Annotated in this window: 14 protein-coding genes and 1 CRISPR repeat array; of the genes, 6 read left to right on the forward strand and 8 right to left on the reverse strand. The window is 42.4% G+C overall.

From position 1 onward, the window contains the following. Positions 1 to 218: 218 nt before the first annotated feature. Both iscB and ACM0OZ_RS01955 read right to left on the reverse strand, forming a co-directional pair. Complete coding sequence (gene iscB, locus ACM0OZ_RS01950; protein ID WP_414581151.1) at positions 219 to 1,493, reverse strand: RNA-guided endonuclease IscB; 1,275 nt, start codon at positions 1,491 to 1,493, stop codon at positions 219 to 221. A 687-nt stretch (positions 1,494 to 2,180) separates the two neighbouring features. Next, positions 2,181 to 4,091 (reverse strand): acetate--CoA ligase family protein, encoded by a 1,911-nt coding sequence (locus tag ACM0OZ_RS01955; RefSeq protein WP_414581152.1) that lies wholly within the window; start codon positions 4,089 to 4,091, stop codon positions 2,181 to 2,183. Positions 4,092 to 4,551: 460 nt separating this feature from the next. Between ACM0OZ_RS01955 and ACM0OZ_RS01960 the strand changes: the two genes are divergently transcribed. Further along, entirely contained in the window at positions 4,552 to 4,776 is a 225-nt protein-coding gene (locus ACM0OZ_RS01960) for a hypothetical protein (RefSeq protein WP_414581153.1), read from the forward strand. A 214-nt stretch (positions 4,777 to 4,990) separates the two neighbouring features. Here ACM0OZ_RS01960 and ACM0OZ_RS01965 read toward each other — a convergent pair whose 3' ends face one another. After that, complete coding sequence (locus ACM0OZ_RS01965) at positions 4,991 to 5,383, reverse strand: carboxymuconolactone decarboxylase family protein (protein ID WP_073630214.1); 393 nt, start codon at positions 5,381 to 5,383, stop codon at positions 4,991 to 4,993. 109 nt (positions 5,384 to 5,492) lie between these two features. Between ACM0OZ_RS01965 and ACM0OZ_RS01970 the strand changes: the two genes are divergently transcribed. Both ACM0OZ_RS01970 and ACM0OZ_RS01975 read left to right on the forward strand, forming a co-directional pair. Next, positions 5,493 to 6,395, forward strand: coding sequence for a hypothetical protein (locus tag ACM0OZ_RS01970; protein ID WP_414581154.1), 903 nt, complete (start codon positions 5,493 to 5,495; stop codon positions 6,393 to 6,395). Between the two features lie 162 nt (positions 6,396 to 6,557). Further along, positions 6,558 to 7,097, forward strand: a complete 540-nt coding sequence (locus tag ACM0OZ_RS01975; protein WP_414581155.1) for a DUF6174 domain-containing protein — start codon at positions 6,558 to 6,560, stop codon at positions 7,095 to 7,097. 94 nt (positions 7,098 to 7,191) lie between these two features. Beyond that, positions 7,192 to 8,172: direct repeats of the CRISPR family, unit length 37 nt; unit sequence GTTTCAATCCCTAATAGGGATTCGTGGTAATTGTAAC. Positions 8,173 to 8,427: 255 nt separating this feature from the next. Here the strand turns inward: ACM0OZ_RS01975 and ACM0OZ_RS01980 are convergent. After that, the gene (locus ACM0OZ_RS01980) at positions 8,428 to 10,053 is read right to left on the reverse strand and encodes a CocE/NonD family hydrolase (RefSeq protein ID WP_414581266.1); all 1,626 of its coding nucleotides are present in this window, start codon (positions 10,051 to 10,053) and stop codon (positions 8,428 to 8,430) included. Between the two features lie 184 nt (positions 10,054 to 10,237). On the opposite strand from ACM0OZ_RS01980, the gene ACM0OZ_RS01985 reads away from it, so the two are divergent. Further along, entirely contained in the window at positions 10,238 to 10,609 is a 372-nt protein-coding gene (locus ACM0OZ_RS01985) for a GxxExxY protein (protein ID WP_414581156.1), read from the forward strand. A 496-nt stretch (positions 10,610 to 11,105) separates the two neighbouring features. Here ACM0OZ_RS01985 and ACM0OZ_RS01990 read toward each other — a convergent pair whose 3' ends face one another. Beyond that, a complete protein-coding gene (locus ACM0OZ_RS01990) occupies positions 11,106 to 11,561 on the reverse strand; it encodes a cupin domain-containing protein (RefSeq protein ID WP_414581157.1) in 456 nt (151 codons plus the stop codon). 107 nt (positions 11,562 to 11,668) lie between these two features. Then, positions 11,669 to 12,448 carry a cysteine hydrolase family protein gene (locus ACM0OZ_RS01995; protein ID WP_414581158.1) on the reverse strand — a complete coding sequence of 260 codons (780 nt, stop codon included), beginning with the start codon at positions 12,446 to 12,448 and terminating at the stop codon, positions 11,669 to 11,671. Positions 12,449 to 12,531: 83 nt separating this feature from the next. Between ACM0OZ_RS01995 and ACM0OZ_RS02000 the strand changes: the two genes are divergently transcribed. Then, positions 12,532 to 13,929: an amidohydrolase gene (locus ACM0OZ_RS02000; protein WP_414581159.1), complete on the forward strand. Its 1,398-nt coding sequence runs from the start codon at positions 12,532 to 12,534 to the stop codon at positions 13,927 to 13,929. 16 nt (positions 13,930 to 13,945) lie between these two features. Here the strand turns inward: ACM0OZ_RS02000 and ACM0OZ_RS02005 are convergent, their stop codons facing one another. After that, on the reverse strand, positions 13,946 to 14,413 hold the full coding sequence (locus ACM0OZ_RS02005) for a hypothetical protein (RefSeq protein WP_414581160.1): 468 nt from the start codon (positions 14,411 to 14,413) through the stop codon (positions 13,946 to 13,948). 463 nt (positions 14,414 to 14,876) lie between these two features. Continuing rightward, positions 14,877 to 15,392 (reverse strand): hypothetical protein, encoded by a 516-nt coding sequence (locus ACM0OZ_RS02010; RefSeq protein WP_414581161.1) that lies wholly within the window; start codon positions 15,390 to 15,392, stop codon positions 14,877 to 14,879. Between the two features lie 644 nt (positions 15,393 to 16,036). Here ACM0OZ_RS02010 and ACM0OZ_RS02015 point away from each other — a divergent pair. Continuing rightward, positions 16,037 to 17,548 (forward strand): glycosyl hydrolase family 57, encoded by a 1,512-nt coding sequence (locus tag ACM0OZ_RS02015; protein ID WP_414581162.1) that lies wholly within the window; start codon positions 16,037 to 16,039, stop codon positions 17,546 to 17,548. The last annotated feature ends 82 nt before the right edge of the window (positions 17,549 to 17,630 follow it).

Here is a 17,630-nt window from a genome sequence, read left to right on the forward strand (position 1 = left end):
TTTAGCTGTAGGAATTTGCTGCTTATTTTAGTTCACATTTTGCACCTGTTGCGGAATGGTTTGCTGGACATTGTCAACAAGGTTAGATAGGATTTTGAGCGATCGCTTACCAATACCCACAAGACAAAAATCACCGAACCTCCTCGTGGCGGAAGCCCCTGTTTTCTAAACATGGCTGCCAGGAGCAAACAGGCGAATTTATTCGCCGTCCAGATATCTTAAAAACCATAAGAGTAACCATCTTTTTGTTGAATTGGTGTGCAAAATCTGTAACTAATACCCGCAATACGACCTGCTTTAGTGACAATATCAAAACTGCCAGTTTTGCGGCATAATACCCGACCAACGTATTCCCCAACTTTCTTCCCGGAAAGTACAACAGCTTTAATAATGTCGCCAGTTTTGAAACCAAAATGAACTTGTTTGCGTTCACGATGACGAGTTGGGAAACCGTAACGGTCAGTACCACACATTTGACGGGTTCCCCAACCAGTACACTTAATGCGTAATGGTTGTTGGGTTAGTAACTTAATTGTTTCGATATTCCCAACACAAGCCGCATCAATCCAGTGTTGCTTTTCCAAGCATGAGCGAGTGCGGTTAAACTTTGTTTGTCCGCCCGTTCCAGTAGTTGTAGGCAAAATATTCTTCAATGTGCGAAACAATTCCCAACGAGTTGCATTGACCGCCGCAGCATCTTTTAGTGGTTGCTTGGCTTCCCGCTTAATTCTTTCTAGCCGAACAGGATCTTTTTTAAGGAATTCATCAACAAGTTTGACTCCTTTCTTCGCGTTGCACCGCTCACAACTAAGAGTTAAGTTGCTGACGCGATTGCTACCGCCTTTTGACCTTGGGTGAATATGTTCAACCTGGAGTGGTGCATTTTCTTTATCGCAGTACGCACATTTACGCCCCCACTTCTGTAGAAGATATTCCCGCACCTCATACCCAGCGAGTTCGCCCTGCTGATATTCAACACCATCAACCTCTGGGTTTTGCATTTTGTGAGTGTCAAACTTGACTAATTCCATCGCTATTTGAATAATGGGAGAGTACAAACAAAGCCGCTTTACCCAAGTCTCAACCGTAAGAACACGATGCATTAAAGATGGAGGTAACCACCCTTGTGGACGTTTACGGTTATCAAAACGCGGTTGACGATAGCGAGTTTTGCGATTCCTGCGACTGCGACGCAATGAACGTCTTGATTCCAAAAAATCCTTAATTTGCCACCCTCTATGTTCTAACTCAGCCGCCCAAATAACCTTATCCTGATCAAGAACCGCAATACCCGTGAATCGACTACCGGGGTCAAGCTTGATCACTAGTGGTCTTGGTGCTAGGTTGTCAACTACGTGTTTGAGTATCAGAGTAAACGGATACATTCTGAACACTGCGGCTTTTTGTTTTGTTAACAGTTCTCTAGCTCGTGCTGGAGGAATCGGGTTAAGAGGTTGCTTGTTTTGGTCAATAACAAAAACATAATTTTGCATTGCTGCATCCTTTTTACAGGTAATGTTTGCTTCTCCCAAGGGGAGACGCTGCGCGAACGACATTGTTTAAGGTCGGTACTTTCCGAACGACACTGGTTTATTCTCCGTAAGCCTGTTTAATCGTTCGGTTCCAGGGTTCAGAACTAGCAAGCATTCTGAAGTGGGTCTTAAACTCTTGCCTTAAACGAGCAGTCTGGTCAGGTGAGTCAATCAGCAAGCCCCTGCCTTTTAGGCATGGGGTTGCCGCTCAACGAGAGAACCCTGACTTGTAGAGGACAGGACTTACGCAAATCATTTTCATCGAACAAGATTAAATAAATGCCAGCATTTTGAACTGATGCACGAGTCATGCACCAATCATAAGTAATGGGGATTGGATTTTGCTATGTCAGAAAAATGGTTCCAACATGAGCAAATGTGCTCCCATCAAAACTTTGTATAGCAACGCTAAATCATTTATAAGAAATTTGAAAATAATTGGGCGATTATAAATCGCTACTACACAAATAAAGTCCACGTAGGTGGACTTTTCTGCTGGCTTGGTTTTTTGGGTTGACAGTGGGTTTTGGTCACATGGCTGGTATGAACAGCCGCGCTATCTACTGTCACAATAACGGTGAAAGATGAAGTTCAAACTAACTGCACTGCATGGCACCGTTAGTTTGAACTCCATTGGAATGATTGACCTTACAAAATGGTGCCGATTTCTTTCAAATAAACCCGTGTAAATGGTTCATCTGCTCCAAGAGTATACTGCTCAATCAAACCTTGGCGTCTAATGGAAATATTGTCTCCATTTCTAATAACAACAGTTGAGTCATCAAAAACGTCCCGCCCCAAGATCATCTCAGTTTCAGAAGGATTGTCTAAAACGACCATGTTACTTCCAAAGTAAAACATTCCCTCTTTTTCCAAGACGTCTTCGTCGTATTCAGCAATCAGCAAATCAAGTTTGGGATTACGCAGTAGAGTTTGGAGGTTACTGTTGTAATCTTTACTCAAGATTTTTTCGGAGCGATTAATGAAAATAGCGTCACGACAGACAGCGCCTATTGTCCAGTCAGGATGTTGCAAAAGAATGTGGTCAATTGTTTCTTGGAGGTCGTGAACTGAGACGTGGTTGAAGGTGAGGATTGGTATTCTGGCATCTGTACCCGACTTAAAGAAAGTTTCCAGGATATGCGAAGGCACATCAACGCTTTCACCAATAGCAGGGTTAAGATGCATTAAAATACCAGGTGCGGCGTTGATTTCCAAAATGGAAAAGTCGCCTGACTTCCAAGATTCGCTCAGATTTCGGGCAATGACATCAATACCGAGGCAAACAAGGCGGAAGTGCTGAGCAATGTCTTGCGCCAAGATAATATTGTCGGGGTGAACGGTGCGGGTAGCATCAATGCTCACACCTCCAGCCGAAAGGTTGGCGACTTTGCGAAGATAAACCTTTTGCTCTTGCTCAAGTACGCTGTCCAATGACAAGCGCTGTTGTTCAAGGTATTGTTCCATCGCCTCGTCGCACTGAATTTTGCTCATTGCTGAGGTAGGCGTATCCCATCGTCCGGGTTTTCGGTTTTCCTTTCGGATTAACTCGTCAATAGTTGAGTACCCGTCACCTACAACCCATGCAGGACGCCGTTCAGTGGCGGCGACAAATTTGCCGTTGACACACAACAAGCGAAAATCTGCCCCAGCAATGCTTTTCTCAACGATGACGCGTGTTGACTCGTTTTCTGGAATTGCTTTAACCGCCCGATCAAAAGCAGATTCGACTTCCTCGTCATCTCGCACTTCAGCCGTCACTCCAATTCCTTTATGACCGACTACAGGCTTGACTGCGACTGGGTAACCAATTTCTCTTGCAACTGCAACGGCTTCTCTTTCCGTGAGGACAATATCACCTTTTGGCACTGGGAAGCCCAAAGTTCTTAAAAATGCCTTGCAGTCATCCTTGCGGGTGGTTAATTCGGAATCTAGATGACTATCAGAGTCAAATGTCGTCGCGACACCGCGCACTTGTTTTTTTCCGTAGCCGTATTGCGTCAGTCCTTCTTCCCACAGATAGAAGGTGGGAATACCTTTTTTGTGAGATGTTCGCAATAAGGCGTAAACTGTGGGACCACCGTAGACAGATTGCCGGAATTTACTTTGAAGCGTCGAAACTTGCTCCTCAAAGCTAATGTCTTCATCTTGGGTTATGGCTTCAAACCAATCCCAGACGAAGTAAAGTACACCTCGAGTCGTACGTTCGTGAAGCGATTGTACAGCACAGGTTGCATAATTTTCATATGGTTTGATACTCCAACGGTCGAGGTGCAAACCCATATCCAGCTTACCTACTTCTGACAGAGTGCGGGTAAACAAATGAGCATAGGAATCGTATGTTTCGTCGCGCAGCTGTGGGTAGCGATCGCCAATTATTTCGACGTAATCCTCAATCGGCAGAGGTCTGCCATTTCCAGTCACAGCAAAATCAAATACTAGCGCCCCTATATCCAAATAGGGATTTGGTCCGATGTAATGCTTAAATTTGAAAACATCGAATGCATCAGTTTTTCTTGCGTTAATGCGAACCGCATCGGTGATTCTATCTTGAACCATTGATTCTAGACCTTCGGCTAAACACCCTGGAATCTTGAGGTAGTGCACCCTTTCGGGTTTTTCCGTTGTAGACGCCCAAAGGGCGACTTCTTGTAGGGTAGCAACTACCGTGACGTGTACTTGTGTTTCCCCAGACGTATTTACTGTCTATTTAGTTAAGTATCGTTTGGCAAGCGATCGCTCAACCCTAAGCTACACCTATGTTTTGCGGTTTACTTAAGCATCAATTGCAACGCTTACGCCTGCTAATTTTACCCATATTGCCAAATATTTTCAGCTATCTAAAGGTATAGTCACGTCTCTATACTAAGTGCTGTGTGTCAATAATTTAAATTGCAGGTGAATTCACGAATTAAATAGAACTGCTATAGCTAAAATATATAACCTTTGAAAGGTGCAATTAGACACTAGTAAATTTTATAAATAGTAAACGTCAGAAAGAATTAAGGAGACGGCAAGTATGAGTAGCGTAAAAGCTGATCTCAAAAAAGAAGTTGAACATCTTGCTGAGGAAGCTTTTCACCGCAAGCTTATTTCTGGATATGGCGATGGTCCAGACAGCAATGAGTACCAAATTGTATTTCAGGGTAAGCCCAGGCATCTTCCTTTAGAATACGCACGTTCTTTTTTAAGTGACTTACTCTTCAACAGCCAAGTTAGTAAATATTCAGAATTTAGTGTTTAACATCAGACAGAAAACACCACATTTATAAAACACCACATTTCCAATCGTGGCCAGAACTCACTCACTTAGCCCTCCCGATATCCTACTAAAATCGGGAGTTTTTTTCTTTATTAATATAGATATTATTGATGAAATTTACTTTTCTTCAAAATCCTTTTTGATTATACAACAACAAGATTCCCGACTTCTTAAAAGAAGTCGGGAATCTAAGCTCCTAGCTCTTGAATTGCTCGTCTACTGGAATTTGATAGCCGTTAGCGAGGCGATTGGTTGTATTTGCCGTAGCAATAATTCCCATCAGTTCGCCGAACATAGCATCGCTCATACCTTTGGCATAAGCCCCTGCTGTATGCGAGGCGATGCAGTATTCGCAGCCATTCGTTACACTTACAGCAATGTAAATCAGCTCGCGCATCAGCGGATCGAGTTCGCCAGGGCTAGTCATCACTTGTTTCACCGTCTCCCATGTTCGCTGTAGGGTAGGAGGATGATTGGCTATGGCTTTCCAGAAATTGTTGATATAGTCAGTCTTACGAGTGGCGCGGATGTCATCGTATACCACACGTACTTCGTCACTGGCTTGTTCGTATTCAATGAGTTTGGTCATTTAAAGGATAAAGTCTAAAGGAGCAAAATAAGGTAAAATCCCTGAAGCAACGCAACTTTTTTACACCTGTAAGGCTTTGCGCTTCTCGGATCATAGTAGTATTTATACAATGAAATTTTTCACAATATTTCTGCTGACCATTCTCATTTTAGGGTTTAGATTACCCAGTTTTGGGCAATCTGGAGTCGTGCAGGGACAAGTTGTCATCTCTTCATCGGATGAGAGTTCATTTGTACCAAATCCTGCCACCAATTCCTCTGTGATGATTCACTACTTAGAGGGAGATCCAGGTGGAGCCACAAGCATTCGTTTGGAAAAGAATAAAATAATTGAGGATAACAAGTATCCTGCCAACAGCAGAACCGTTTTTGGAAACCGAACCGTTTACGGTGAAACTTATCAGCAACGCGATCGCGATCTCGGGCAAACTTTCCTCACTGATGACAAAGGTTTTACAGTCGATGCTGTTTACCTGCGCGTGGGACCAAATGAAGTTGAGCGAAATACTCCCGGTGCTAGGGTAGGTATTGAGTTTTTCAAAGTCACGGGTGAACCGCATTTGAACAACCACGGGACTCCTGGTTTCGTCGGTAAATTTGACCGACAGACGTCTCCAGAACTCGACGATTACCTCGAAGGTGAATCGTATCAATCTATGTATTATGCAACAGGTCAACTACCAAACGACCTTAAAAAAGACCAATACATGAAATGGCAGCTTAAAGGTGAGCGATTAAGATTAGAACCGGATACACATTATGCCTTCATGATTATGTTCCTTGACCGGGAGGAAGAACGCTCACTCTCGCTGTATAATAGTTATTATGGTAAATACTATCCTGACTCAAAAAACCTATATGTTGGTCATGGTATTCGCCGCGAAGGTAAATCTGATTTTCCTGACCAATGGCAAGACAGGCTTAGTATGCAGCCTGGTACCCTAGGTTTTCCCGATGTATGCACTTTTCGGGATTTGTTTTTTGTGATTACAAAGTACGTACAATCTACGTAGTTAGAATTTCTGATAGTAATTTGTGTAAATTTGAACCTTTGGCAGTACAAAAAGCGCGTATAGAGTTGCAAAGCTAACTTGACAAACAAATTATTAAACCCTAATTTTGTAAGTGTCTCATAAAGCACAAAGCGAGGGCGAGAACCCCGAGGAGTTTGCCAAATGCTCAAAACCTTGAAAATTCAATGGATAAAGTTGCGCTTGCCTATTGTTATTGGTGCGGGTTTAGTAATGTCTCTAGGTTTGAACACACCAATAATGTCGAAATCTCCCATACAGGTAGCACAATCATCACAGAGTGCTGACTCAAATTTAGGACAATTAAAGATTAATCAACAGTTGTGGAATCAGCAAAATATCTCGAACTACCGCTATACACTAACTAGGAGTTGCTTCTGTACAACCGAAGCTAGAGGACCAGTCATCATTAAAGTGCGTAACGGCAGAACGGCTTCTGTCACTTCTGTTGCCACTGGTCAACCAGTTAACCCAGAACTCTTCCAAAAATATGATACAATACCCAGGCTTTTTGATGTGATTAACGATGCGATCGCCAACAAAGCATCCAGCCTGACTGTGCAGTACAATTCTACACTCGGCTACCCAACCCAAATTAACATCGATTACGACAGTCAAATGGCCGATGAAGAACTATATCTCACAATTGAAAATCTGCAAGTTAAAAATAGCACTAGCAACTAGCGATACTCCGAGCTGATGAAGAACTATATCTCACAATTGAGAATCTGCAAGTAACCAAATCCGCTAAAGGCACAGGCAAAACACAATTTTTGGCGTTTCAATCCCTAATAGGGATTCGGAGAAATTGTAACTCAGGAATACGCGTACAAAACAACATTCTTGCAATGTTTCAATCCCTAATAGGGATTCGGAGAAATTGTAACTGCGATCGCTCCACCGCCAAGTTCCTGCTTCATCTGAAGCGTTTCAATCCCTAATAGCGATTCGGAGAAATTGTAACTACGGGATGCATCTATCATTACTATCATTAAAAGGAGTTTCAATCCCTAATAGGGATTCGTGGAAATTGTAACCCCAGCAAATTGAAGATATTCTACTAGGATCGTCGTTTCAATCCCTAATAGGGATTCGTGGAACTTGTAACACCCGCACCCACTACCCCTACACAAATCCCCAACGTTTCAATCCCTAATAGGGATTCGTGGTAATTGTAACGTGAGAAAGTTGCCCGACCCGTTGCCCAAAGTAAAGTTTCAATCCCTAATAGGGATTCGTGGTAATTGTAACTGGGTTTATCCAATTCACGAGGTGCGATCGCAACTGTTTCAATCCCTAATAGGGATTCGTGGTAATTGTAACGTGAGAGATATTTCTGCTCGTCATCGTCAACTAAGTTTCAATCCCTAATAGGGATTCGTGGTAATTGTAACCTACGGGATTAGCGACCATCGACACAGAATTTCTGGTTTCAATCCCTAATAGGGATTCGTAGTAATTGTAACTTTTGAACTTCTGTCGGTACGATCGCTTGCATCATGTTTCAATCCCTAATAGGGATTCGTGGTAATTGTAACATTGTGGCGGTTGCTGGGTTGATAGTGATGTCATTTACGCGTTTCAATCCCTAATAGGGATTCGTGGTAATTGTAACTTAACCGGGAGTTTTTTGAGAACTTAGAAGCAGGAGTTTCAATCCCTAATAGGGATTCGTGGTAATTGTAACAAAGCGTTGTGTTGCACTAACTACAAGCGGAAGGTGTTTCAATCCCTAATAGGGATTCGTGGTAATTGTAACTGCAGGCACCAGAAATGCTTACTATATTTACTTTTCTAGGTTCAGTTGCGCGGATGGGTAAAAAAATACCGTTTTCAGGCACAAGTCTCAAAATTTCTTCTACATCATACAAGCAAAAACCTTGAATTGGCAAGCTTTTGAGAGATTGCGCGGATGATAAATTGGTTAAGAACTGCCCAAAGTCTTGTGTCATGAGATGTTCAGCAATTTTTTAACTTCAGTCCAAAAAAACACCCACCCTTCCGCGCAGATGAATCAAGATGATGGTACGACAGGTAATAAAATTTGCGATGAACTCTCACCGCCGCAACTCACCATCAATGTGATTATTTCAGCATCTATACCGAACGCTGAATTATTTCCAGGATTCATGGCATAAGCGGGGAAACACGCTGCACTCAAACTCAAACGGAAGGCATGACCTATAGGAATTTTCACACAAGTTGGCTGCAATTGAATTGTTCTTTTGATGCGATGAGTTCCGTCTGAGCAACGAAGATAACCTTGGGTTAAATTGTAGGCTCGTCCATCAGGGTAAACCTCTGACAGCACTGCACATAAATCATAACTGGGTTTGTCGGACATACAATAGACTTCAACTACAACATCACCCGCCAAAGACAGATCTGTTTCTAAGGGTTCAGTCGTATAAGTTAAAACATCTGAACGGCAATCGATATGCGTTCTGTCAAAACAACCGGCAGGAATTCCAGCATGACCACCTAATGATGGAACGGGTCGCCAAGGGTCATGAACTAATACGTCATCGGTGGAAGTTTCCGGACAAGTTGTGGTGAGAATGCCTTCGCCTTCGCTGATACTAGCAAGTCCAGTGGTTGACAAAAAATACGATAGCGAAGCGCTGCTGCTTTCAGCAGATCGCCCGTTTAATTTAAATAAAGTGGGAAAACGTTGCCATAAATTACTTCCCATCTCGAATAGCGAGATAGGCAACTCATTCAGTAATCCTGTATCCACACCTTTAAGGAACTGGTCAAACCAGCATAATTGCATCCTATCTACAGGACTCCCCGCGTTGACACCAAAGTCAACCGCACCCACTTTGCGATTCCAAGGCAAATGTGCCCAAGGTCCGACTAAAAGTTGTTGTCGGTATGCGCTTCTTGCCGCCATATCCTTATATAAATTTAGAGTGCCGCGCAGGTACGTATCAAACCATCCCCCAATGTGGAACATGGGCAAATCAACATTTTTGAGGTGTCTTTTGGGGGAAAGTTTTTCCCAATATTTATCGGGTTGAGAATGTGCCAACCATTCGTGATAAAACGAGTCTGGGGCAAAATTCTTCAAGATTTCTGGATCAGTGGGAATTGGATCATGCAAAGGCAGATTGTGAGAAGCAGCAAACAACGCTTGATAAGCCTTTTCATCTTTTCTTATGCGGGCTGTTTCTGTAGCTAATTGAATTGCCCAAGCGAGATTACTTTGTAAGCAGAAAGCGCCTCCTTCATAAGCCCAATCTGTATACAAATCATAGCCAATCATAGCGGGGCAAATTGTTTTTAGGGCGCTTGGTTTGGCAGCAGCAGCATATAGTTGAGTCATTCCTTGATAGGAAAAGCCATACATCCCCACATTGCCATTACTTCCTGGTAGATTTGCTGCCCACTTTACTGTATATTCTCCATCTTCAATTTCGTGGGCAAAGAGTTTGAATTCTCCTTGTGATGTACCGCGTCCCCGGACATCTTGAATAACTACGATGTAGCCGTGAGCAGCATACCAACTAGGATGGGCGTAAACAACAGTAGATGCGATCGCCCTACCATAGGGTTGTCGCATTAATAACACGGGAAATTTGCCTTCAGCATCGGGGCGGTAGATGTCTGCATCCAATCGTACACCATCACGTGTCAGCATGGATGCCGTTTGTTTGGGATGAACTTTGAGCATGGTTATGATCGAGGAATTAATTAAACCACAGATGGACACAGATGGACACAGATGATATTGATAGATTTACGCAGAAAATTCTTGGATCTGCGTATATGGATTTTTAGCATGGTTATGATCCAGGAATTAATTAAACCACAGATGGACACAGATGGACACAGATGATTTTGATAAACTTACGCAGAAAATTCTTGGATGTGCGTATAAAGTGAGTAATGTTTTGGGTGCTGGATTTTTGGAAAAGGTGTATGAAAATGCATTTGCTCATGAGTTGCGAAAAGCTGGTTTGCGGGTAAAACAACAGTACAGGATAGAAGTACTATATGATGGCATTATAGTTGGAGAATATTTTGCTGATTTGCTAGTAGAGGATTGTGTACTGGTAGAACTTAAAGCAGTCAAGACTTTAGAGTCAATCCACTTTGCCCAGTGTCTTAGCTACTTAAAAGCTGCTCGACTCAAACTTTGTTTACTTATGAACTTTGGTAATCCTAAAGTTGAAGTTAAGCGGATTATACAATAAATAAAAACACAGATAAACCCAGATACAGACAGATAAGAAAAACATCTGTGTCCATCTGTGGTTTTTTAATCTTTTCAATACGGCATTAACCGATCCACTCTCCGCAACGCCAACCTATCTTCCTGCTCCAACTCCACTGATACAAAAAATAAAAACACAGATAGATAAGAAAAACATCTGTGTCCATCTGTGTCCATCTGTGGTTTTTTAATCTTTTCAATACGGCATTAACCGATCCACTCTCCGCAACGCCAACCTATCTTCCTGCTCCAACTCCACTGATACAAAAAATAAAAACACAGATAGATAAGAAAAACATCTGTGTCCATCTGTGTCCATCTGTGGTTTTTTAATCTTTTCAATACGGCATTAACCGATCCACTCTCCGCAACGCCATCATATCTTCCTGAACCAACTCCACTCATACAAAAAATAAAAACACAGATAAGAAAAACATCTGTGTCCATCTGTGTCCATCTGTGGTTTTTTAATCTTCTCAATACGGCATTAACCGATCCACTCTCCCCAACACCGCCATATCTTCCTCATCCAACTCCACTGGTATACCACTACGAATTAATTCCGAAAAATCTTCATTAGGAACCATAAAAGTCAGCGTATATAACCGACTAGAACCAGTATTTTTAACCATATGAGTGCCAGTAGGAGGGACTAACAAACTATCTCCGGCTTTAATTGGCACACTTTTGCCGTCACAAATTGCGGTTCCTTCTCCTTTAAGGACAAAAAACATTTCTACCGCCCATTGATGACGGTTTGGCGGTGTTTTGCCATCAACATCAAAAATTTCTACGCAACAAGTCAAAGAAGTATTTGCACTTGCAGTATCGAAGATAATTGCCAAGCGATTTGTGTCATCGGGACTGATACGATATGCTTGGTAATCTTTAGGAGACTTGACAACGGGAATTACACAACTAGTGGTACGCATTATTTATCTCCTTATATGTCTTATTTATAAAAGTTCTAAGTTGCGAGTCCTGAGTTTTGAGGTGTCAATTGTTTGTTGCATGATTAAATAGTAACTAACAAACAGGACTACTCAGCACTTTGTTGAAGTGCTACTGAAATCGCTTGGGAGTCGGTGACAAAGCCAAAGCACTGCTTGACGTTGTAGAGTGTCGCCAGCCAACAATAATCAGGAGAAGTTGTGGCGGTACAATCTTTGACTAACAAGCAGTCATATCCCAAGAAGTTAGCATCTTGCAACGAAGCCATCACACATTGGTCAGCATTGACACCTGTAAAAAATAGTGTCGTCCTTCCCAGGTTCCGCAGGATACTATCTAGGGGCGTATCCCAGAAACCACTCATGCGGTACTTATCCACACGAATATCTTGGGGTAATTGTTCGAGTTCATCTACCACCGCCGCAGCCCAACTACCCGCCATAAGTACTCTAGCACCGTTACTGGGCAGTGGATCACCCAAGCCGACGCCTTCACCTGTGGGGTTGTAGACGTGAAGCACACTAGCACTAATATTGAGTAAGTCGGGACGGTTTCCCCAATTAATCCAGATTACGGGGACACCCTTCTCGCGAAGTAGAGGTAATAAGTTTTGTAAAGGTTCAATGGGTTTTCGCGCTGGGGTGACATCCACGCCGATATGCGCCAACCAGCCATCGGGATGGCAGAAGTCGTTTTGCATATCAATAACGAGGATGGCAGCTTTTGCCAAGTCAAGGCGCAGAGTTTTGGTTTCTGTTGATAAGATAACGGGTTGTGGGGTCTGGGGAGGACGAGTGATATCTGCAAACGTATGGTTGACTGCCCATGCGTTTGGTGCAATTCCTAAATTCCGAAGAGGTAGATTCATAAGATTCCAATACCCAACACCATTCTTTATTTTGTAGCTTGAAAATCTCCTGAACGTTTCATTACTTAATCAAGGTTAAAATCGTGAACTTTACTATCCAAAATGTTTTGATTGCGACTGTTGATGATTATGCAACCGTGGATGTGCAGGTTGTAGACGGGGCGATCGCCGCTATTGCACCCAGCTTGGAGGTTGTCGGTACAGCAATTAACGGTGAAAATAAACTCCTCCTACCAGGATTTTTCAACGCCCACACCCACTCCTCGGAAATGTGGCAACGAGGAGCGATCCCACCTTTTCCATTAGAATTATGGCTAGCTGAACTTTACGACTTTGTCCCCCTCGATACAGAAAAAGTTTACCTAAGTGCTTTGGGAACGGCAGTAGAAACCCTACTGACTGGTGGTACAAGTGTCGTAGATCATCTCGTCCTTATTCCAGGCAAAGAATTAGAAACAATTGCTACCGCCGTTCGCGCTTATAAAGAAGTTGGCATTCGCGCCTTTGTCTCCCCCCTGATTCAAGATGAATCCCTCACCGCTGGGATACCATCTGGAGAAACCGAGCAAAATCACGAGCCTTATTTTCGCTCAACACAGGCTACACTGGATTTGATAGAAGAAGCAGTCAGACAGTTTCATCGCCCGGATGAGGGTATAAGTATTTTAGTTGCGCCTACGGGAATACAATTGTGTTCTGATGCCTTGTTTGAGGGGTGTAGTGAGTTAAGCAATAAGTATAATCTTTGCCGTCACTCTCACCTACTTGAAACCAAAGCGCAAGAAAAATTAGCGCAAGAAAAATACGGGTGTAGTGCGGTTGAACATTTGAAGCGTATTGGTTATTTGAGCGATCGCACGTCCCTTGCTCATTGCGTCCACTTGAGTGACACCGATATTGCCATCCTAGCCGAAACCAAATCGACAGTTGTCCACAACCCCTTAAGTAACTTGCGTTTGGGTAGTGGCATTGCTCCTATTTTGAAATATTCTCAAGCTGGAGTCAACGTGACTTTTGGTTGTGATGGCGCATCGAGCAATGACTCGCAAGACTTACTAGAAGCCATCAAAATCGGTTCACTGCTGCACAACGTCACTGATTTAGATTATCAGCATTGGATTACACCTCGTCAAGCGGTGGAGATGGCATCTTTGGGTGGTGCAAAGGGATTAAACATGGCAGATAAACTCGGTTCTCTCACCGTTGGTAAAAAAGCCGATTTGGTGATGTATGACCTCACCAGCTTATCACTGTTACCGCGTACAGACCCCATCGGTTTATTAATTCTCGGTCGTCCCAGCAATGTTGTACACAGTGCGTGGGTGAATGGCAAGCAGGTAGTCGCTGATGGTAAAGTGACTACTATTAATGTGGATGAGTTGCGGCAACAACTATTCAATCACAGTCAATGGCATACAAAGCGCAAGTCTGGGACTGTTGCTGAAATTGAAGCTCATTATCGTGCAGTCATGGGTTTGTGAAACGCGGGAAAGTGGGTTAATTGGTACGAGATTTTTCTTCTAGCTTTCCATAACCCAGTCTCCAGTTAGCTGGCTGCTTTAACTCATCTCCCTTTCCTTGAGCAATGAGCCAAACAGCAGCCCGACTAAGGAATAATGCTTTCATCAGGTAATGTCCTGGTTTGGCAGTAACGCCATAGGCAACGGTAGTGCCACCAAAATCAAGTTCTCCGCAGAAACTGCCAACGCCTTTTATTGTGACTGTAAATAACTTATCATTGAGATACCCACCAGGAATCATGAAAATCGCATAAACGTGATGTTCACCCCGCCAAGGCTCAATCACAATTTTCTCGGGATGTATATAGTGTCTTTCACCTGTTGCTCGAATAACATTTGATTGCTGGCAAGTCAATCTGTTTGGTAGCTTTGCGATCGTTGTCCAGCTAAGGATAATGAGTAAGGTCAGTGTAAAGAAAACGTAGGTAATTTTACTTTTATACACTTGTGATTTGCAGCACTACATATCCTAGGGTAACGCATTTTGGATTGTGAGGCGCGATGCTCCAGAAGAGCTGCCTGAGGCGATCGCACGGAGTGCCCGCTTCGCGAACGCGCTAAGAGCTCTTGCGCGAATCAAATCATAGCGGTTCTCAATTCAATACATTGTAGTTCTAATTTTCTTGTGGGACAGGTGTCCTCACCTGTCATCTAGATTAGGGCGGGCAAGATGCCCACCCCACAACAGCTATATTTCATACAACACCAAAACCGCTATATACTTAGTCCTATTCATGCAAGAAGTCTAATGAACGAGTCCTGTATTGCCAGGATTTCGTGCTGTAGTTAAGCAATTTTTCGCTCTTTGAGGTGTGAGTTACATGACTCAAACCACATATAAGTTGTCATCGTCACACTAGAAGAAAATTAAGTGTAGATTTCCCTGGCTTAACGAAATCAAGTTCACATTAACCTTTACTTTCTTCCTCTACACTCTTACGAAGTTCGATAAATTGCTTACCAGAATCTGTTACTTTCAAATATTCTGAAAGATTATTACCTTCATACGGAATGTCACGAATTCTACCTACCTCTATATACCCTATATCCTTAAGGTGATAAAGTTCTCTTTCTAGAACATCACTTCTTTGATAAGGACTAAAGCTTCCTGCTGCAAGTTTCTTGAGAGTATCATACATCGATTTTGACATAGATAATAAAACTAGCTTGTCAGTTCTTGCCTTAGTTGTAGAGACTTTCTTCCCGATGGAATTTATCTTACTTTCTAGCTTTCCTCTATCAAAAGTCAATGCAATAACCTCATCAAGCTGAGGAATGAGAAACAACAGAAATGCGATCGCAATGATTGCTACAAATAGTAGTGGAGTCGATTGTCTAGAAATTAACAGACTGAGCAATACTGCTTCGATAAAAGCAATACATATAAATACTGCCCACCATTTTGCTGAGTGTTCTTGAGTCACAATTCTTTTCCTGACAACTCTAAAAGTTAATGATTTTGCTGGAATGAAATTAATTATAATTGCTCTTTCAGAAAGGTTCTACAATCATCAGATAAAACCCTAATTTTAAAATAGGTTAGAGGCTATTTATAAACAAAATATTAAGTAGGGTGTGTTACGGCACAAGGTGACTAAAGATAGCGAAAATAAATATTTTTGCCGTAACGCACCGTTGATTTCGGTGCGTTGCGCTGCGCTTTAACGCACCCTACAAAGTTAAGAATTACTTTATAAATGGTCTCTTAGGTAAATATGTACAAAAAATGTACTGACTTACTCAAATTATTTTTCTTGTCATAAATTAAAAAGCTATTGATTAAACCTTACACTAGGTATACTATTAACCTGATGAGCCAAATAAAAGTTTGAGTTGCTAAACATCGTGTTAGCTTTCTGATCTAAGTCAAACTGTAACTGAGTAAAAATACTAAAAATTTTAGTGAGTTGTTTGTAATATTTCTTATCCAAGAGAGTGTAAAATGCGCGATCCACAAATTAAGATTGATCCGGGAACTCTCGTCTTGATTGCGTCTGTCCTTCTGCTGTTACCGCTTCTGCTTGCTGGTTTCTTCTTTCAATAAAATCTAAAAATTGAGATAATTATTATGACTGCAACAACACCATTTGCGAAGTTACCTGTTTTGGAAGAATTCCGGACAGGATTGCCAAATATTTGTGGCTGGGAAGCAGAAATTCGTTCGGTGGTTCAACAGGATAATCCTGTGTTTTTAAATAACACAAATCAATCCTTACAAAATATCACAGCTGGGTTTGCTTGCGCCCTACATATGCATCAACCAACAATTCCTGCTGGTGCGAATGGAGAACTCATCAGTAATCTCCAGTATATGTTTGAACATCCCAACCAAGGAGATAACCACAACGCAGAACCATTTGCCTGGTGCTACAGCCGCATGGGAGATTTTATTCCCCAACTCGTGAGTGAAGGTTGCAATCCTCGAATTATGCTCGATTATTCGGGTAATTTGTTGTGGGGATTACGACAAATGGGACGAGAGGATATCCTCAACAACCTCAAACGCATTACCTGTGATCCCCAGTACCAACCTTATGTTGAATGGTTAGGAACCATGTGGAGTCATGCGGTTATTCCTTCCACACCAATTCCTGACATTAAACTACATATTCAAGCGTGGCAACATTATTTTGCAGCAATTTTTGGCTATGATGCCCTAAAGCGAGTGAAAGGCTTTTCTCCTCCAGAAATGCACTTGCCCAATCACCCAGATACACTGTTTGAATATATCAAAGCTTTGAAAGAATGCGGATATCGTTGGCTGATGGTGCAAGAACATTCGGTAGAACGTCTGGATGGTTCTGGGCTACACCATGACGATAAATATATTCCCAATCGGTTGGTTGCTCGGAATTCCAAGGGTGAAACTATCAGCATCACAGCATTAATTAAAACCCAAGGTTCCGATACAAAATTAGTGGCTCAAATGCAGCCTTATTTTGAGGCAAAAGGAAGAGGGAAACAGCAAATTGGAAATGTGAGTATTCCTTCTTTAGTTACGCAAATAGCCGATGGGGAAAATGGCGGCGTCATGATGAATGAATATCCCCGCGATTTGATTAGGGTGTATCATGAAATTCGCGATTCAGGAGGTAATCATTCGGGAGTGGTTGCACTCAATGGTACTGAATATTTGGAATTAATTGAGGCTGCTGGTGCTAATCCTGAGGATTATCCGACTTGTCAAGCTGTACAGCAACACAAAATTTGGCAGCGAGTAGACACAGAAAAGGCAACACCAGAAGCTGTGGAAAAGGCAATAGCAGAATTAAAAGAAACAGACCATCAATTCCACATGGATGGTGCTTCTTGGACAAATTCTTTAAGTTGGGTTCAAGGCTACGAAAATGTTTTAGATCCGATGAAGAAACTGAGCGCTTTGTTTCATGAAAAATACGACACACTCGTGCAGCAAGACGCTTCAGTGACACAGAGTTCTGATTATCAGGAAGCATTGCTGTACAACTTATTATTGCAAACCAGTTGTTTTCGATATTGGGGACAGGGAATGTGGACTGATTTTGCTCGTGAGCTTTATCGCCGAGGTGAAGCGCTGCTGGGAGTACATCAGTTAAGCTAGCGGTTCATGTCATTAATTATAGTAGTAAGCGCTTTAGCGCTAAAGCGCTTGCTACAAACTATTTAAACCCCTCATAATTAAT

This window comes from Scytonema sp. PCC 10023, from assembly GCF_963920835.1.
Taxonomy (GTDB): domain Bacteria; phylum Cyanobacteriota; class Cyanobacteriia; order Cyanobacteriales; family Nostocaceae; genus Kalymmatonema.

What these genes read in the sequence shown, in the direction of transcription:
- iscB (WP_414581151.1), bottom strand. Translation starts at nt 1,493, where the DNA reads ATGCAAAATTATGTTTTTGTTATTGACCAAAACAAGCAACCTCTTAAC.
- ACM0OZ_RS01955 (WP_414581152.1), bottom strand. Translation starts at nt 4,091, where the DNA reads ATGGTTCAAGATAGAATCACCGATGCGGTTCGCATTAACGCAAGAAAA.
- ACM0OZ_RS01960 (WP_414581153.1), top strand. Translation starts at nt 4,552, where the DNA reads ATGAGTAGCGTAAAAGCTGATCTCAAAAAAGAAGTTGAACATCTTGCT.
- ACM0OZ_RS01965 (WP_073630214.1), bottom strand. Translation starts at nt 5,383, where the DNA reads ATGACCAAACTCATTGAATACGAACAAGCCAGTGACGAAGTACGTGTG.
- ACM0OZ_RS01970 (WP_414581154.1), top strand. Translation starts at nt 5,493, where the DNA reads ATGAAATTTTTCACAATATTTCTGCTGACCATTCTCATTTTAGGGTTT.
- ACM0OZ_RS01975 (WP_414581155.1), top strand. Translation starts at nt 6,558, where the DNA reads ATGCTCAAAACCTTGAAAATTCAATGGATAAAGTTGCGCTTGCCTATT.
- ACM0OZ_RS01980 (WP_414581266.1), bottom strand. Translation starts at nt 10,053, where the DNA reads ATGCTGACACGTGATGGTGTACGATTGGATGCAGACATCTACCGCCCC.
- ACM0OZ_RS01985 (WP_414581156.1), top strand. Translation starts at nt 10,238, where the DNA reads ATGGACACAGATGATTTTGATAAACTTACGCAGAAAATTCTTGGATGT.
- ACM0OZ_RS01990 (WP_414581157.1), bottom strand. Translation starts at nt 11,561, where the DNA reads ATGCGTACCACTAGTTGTGTAATTCCCGTTGTCAAGTCTCCTAAAGAT.
- ACM0OZ_RS01995 (WP_414581158.1), bottom strand. Translation starts at nt 12,448, where the DNA reads ATGAATCTACCTCTTCGGAATTTAGGAATTGCACCAAACGCATGGGCA.
- ACM0OZ_RS02015 (WP_414581162.1), top strand. Translation starts at nt 16,037, where the DNA reads ATGACTGCAACAACACCATTTGCGAAGTTACCTGTTTTGGAAGAATTC.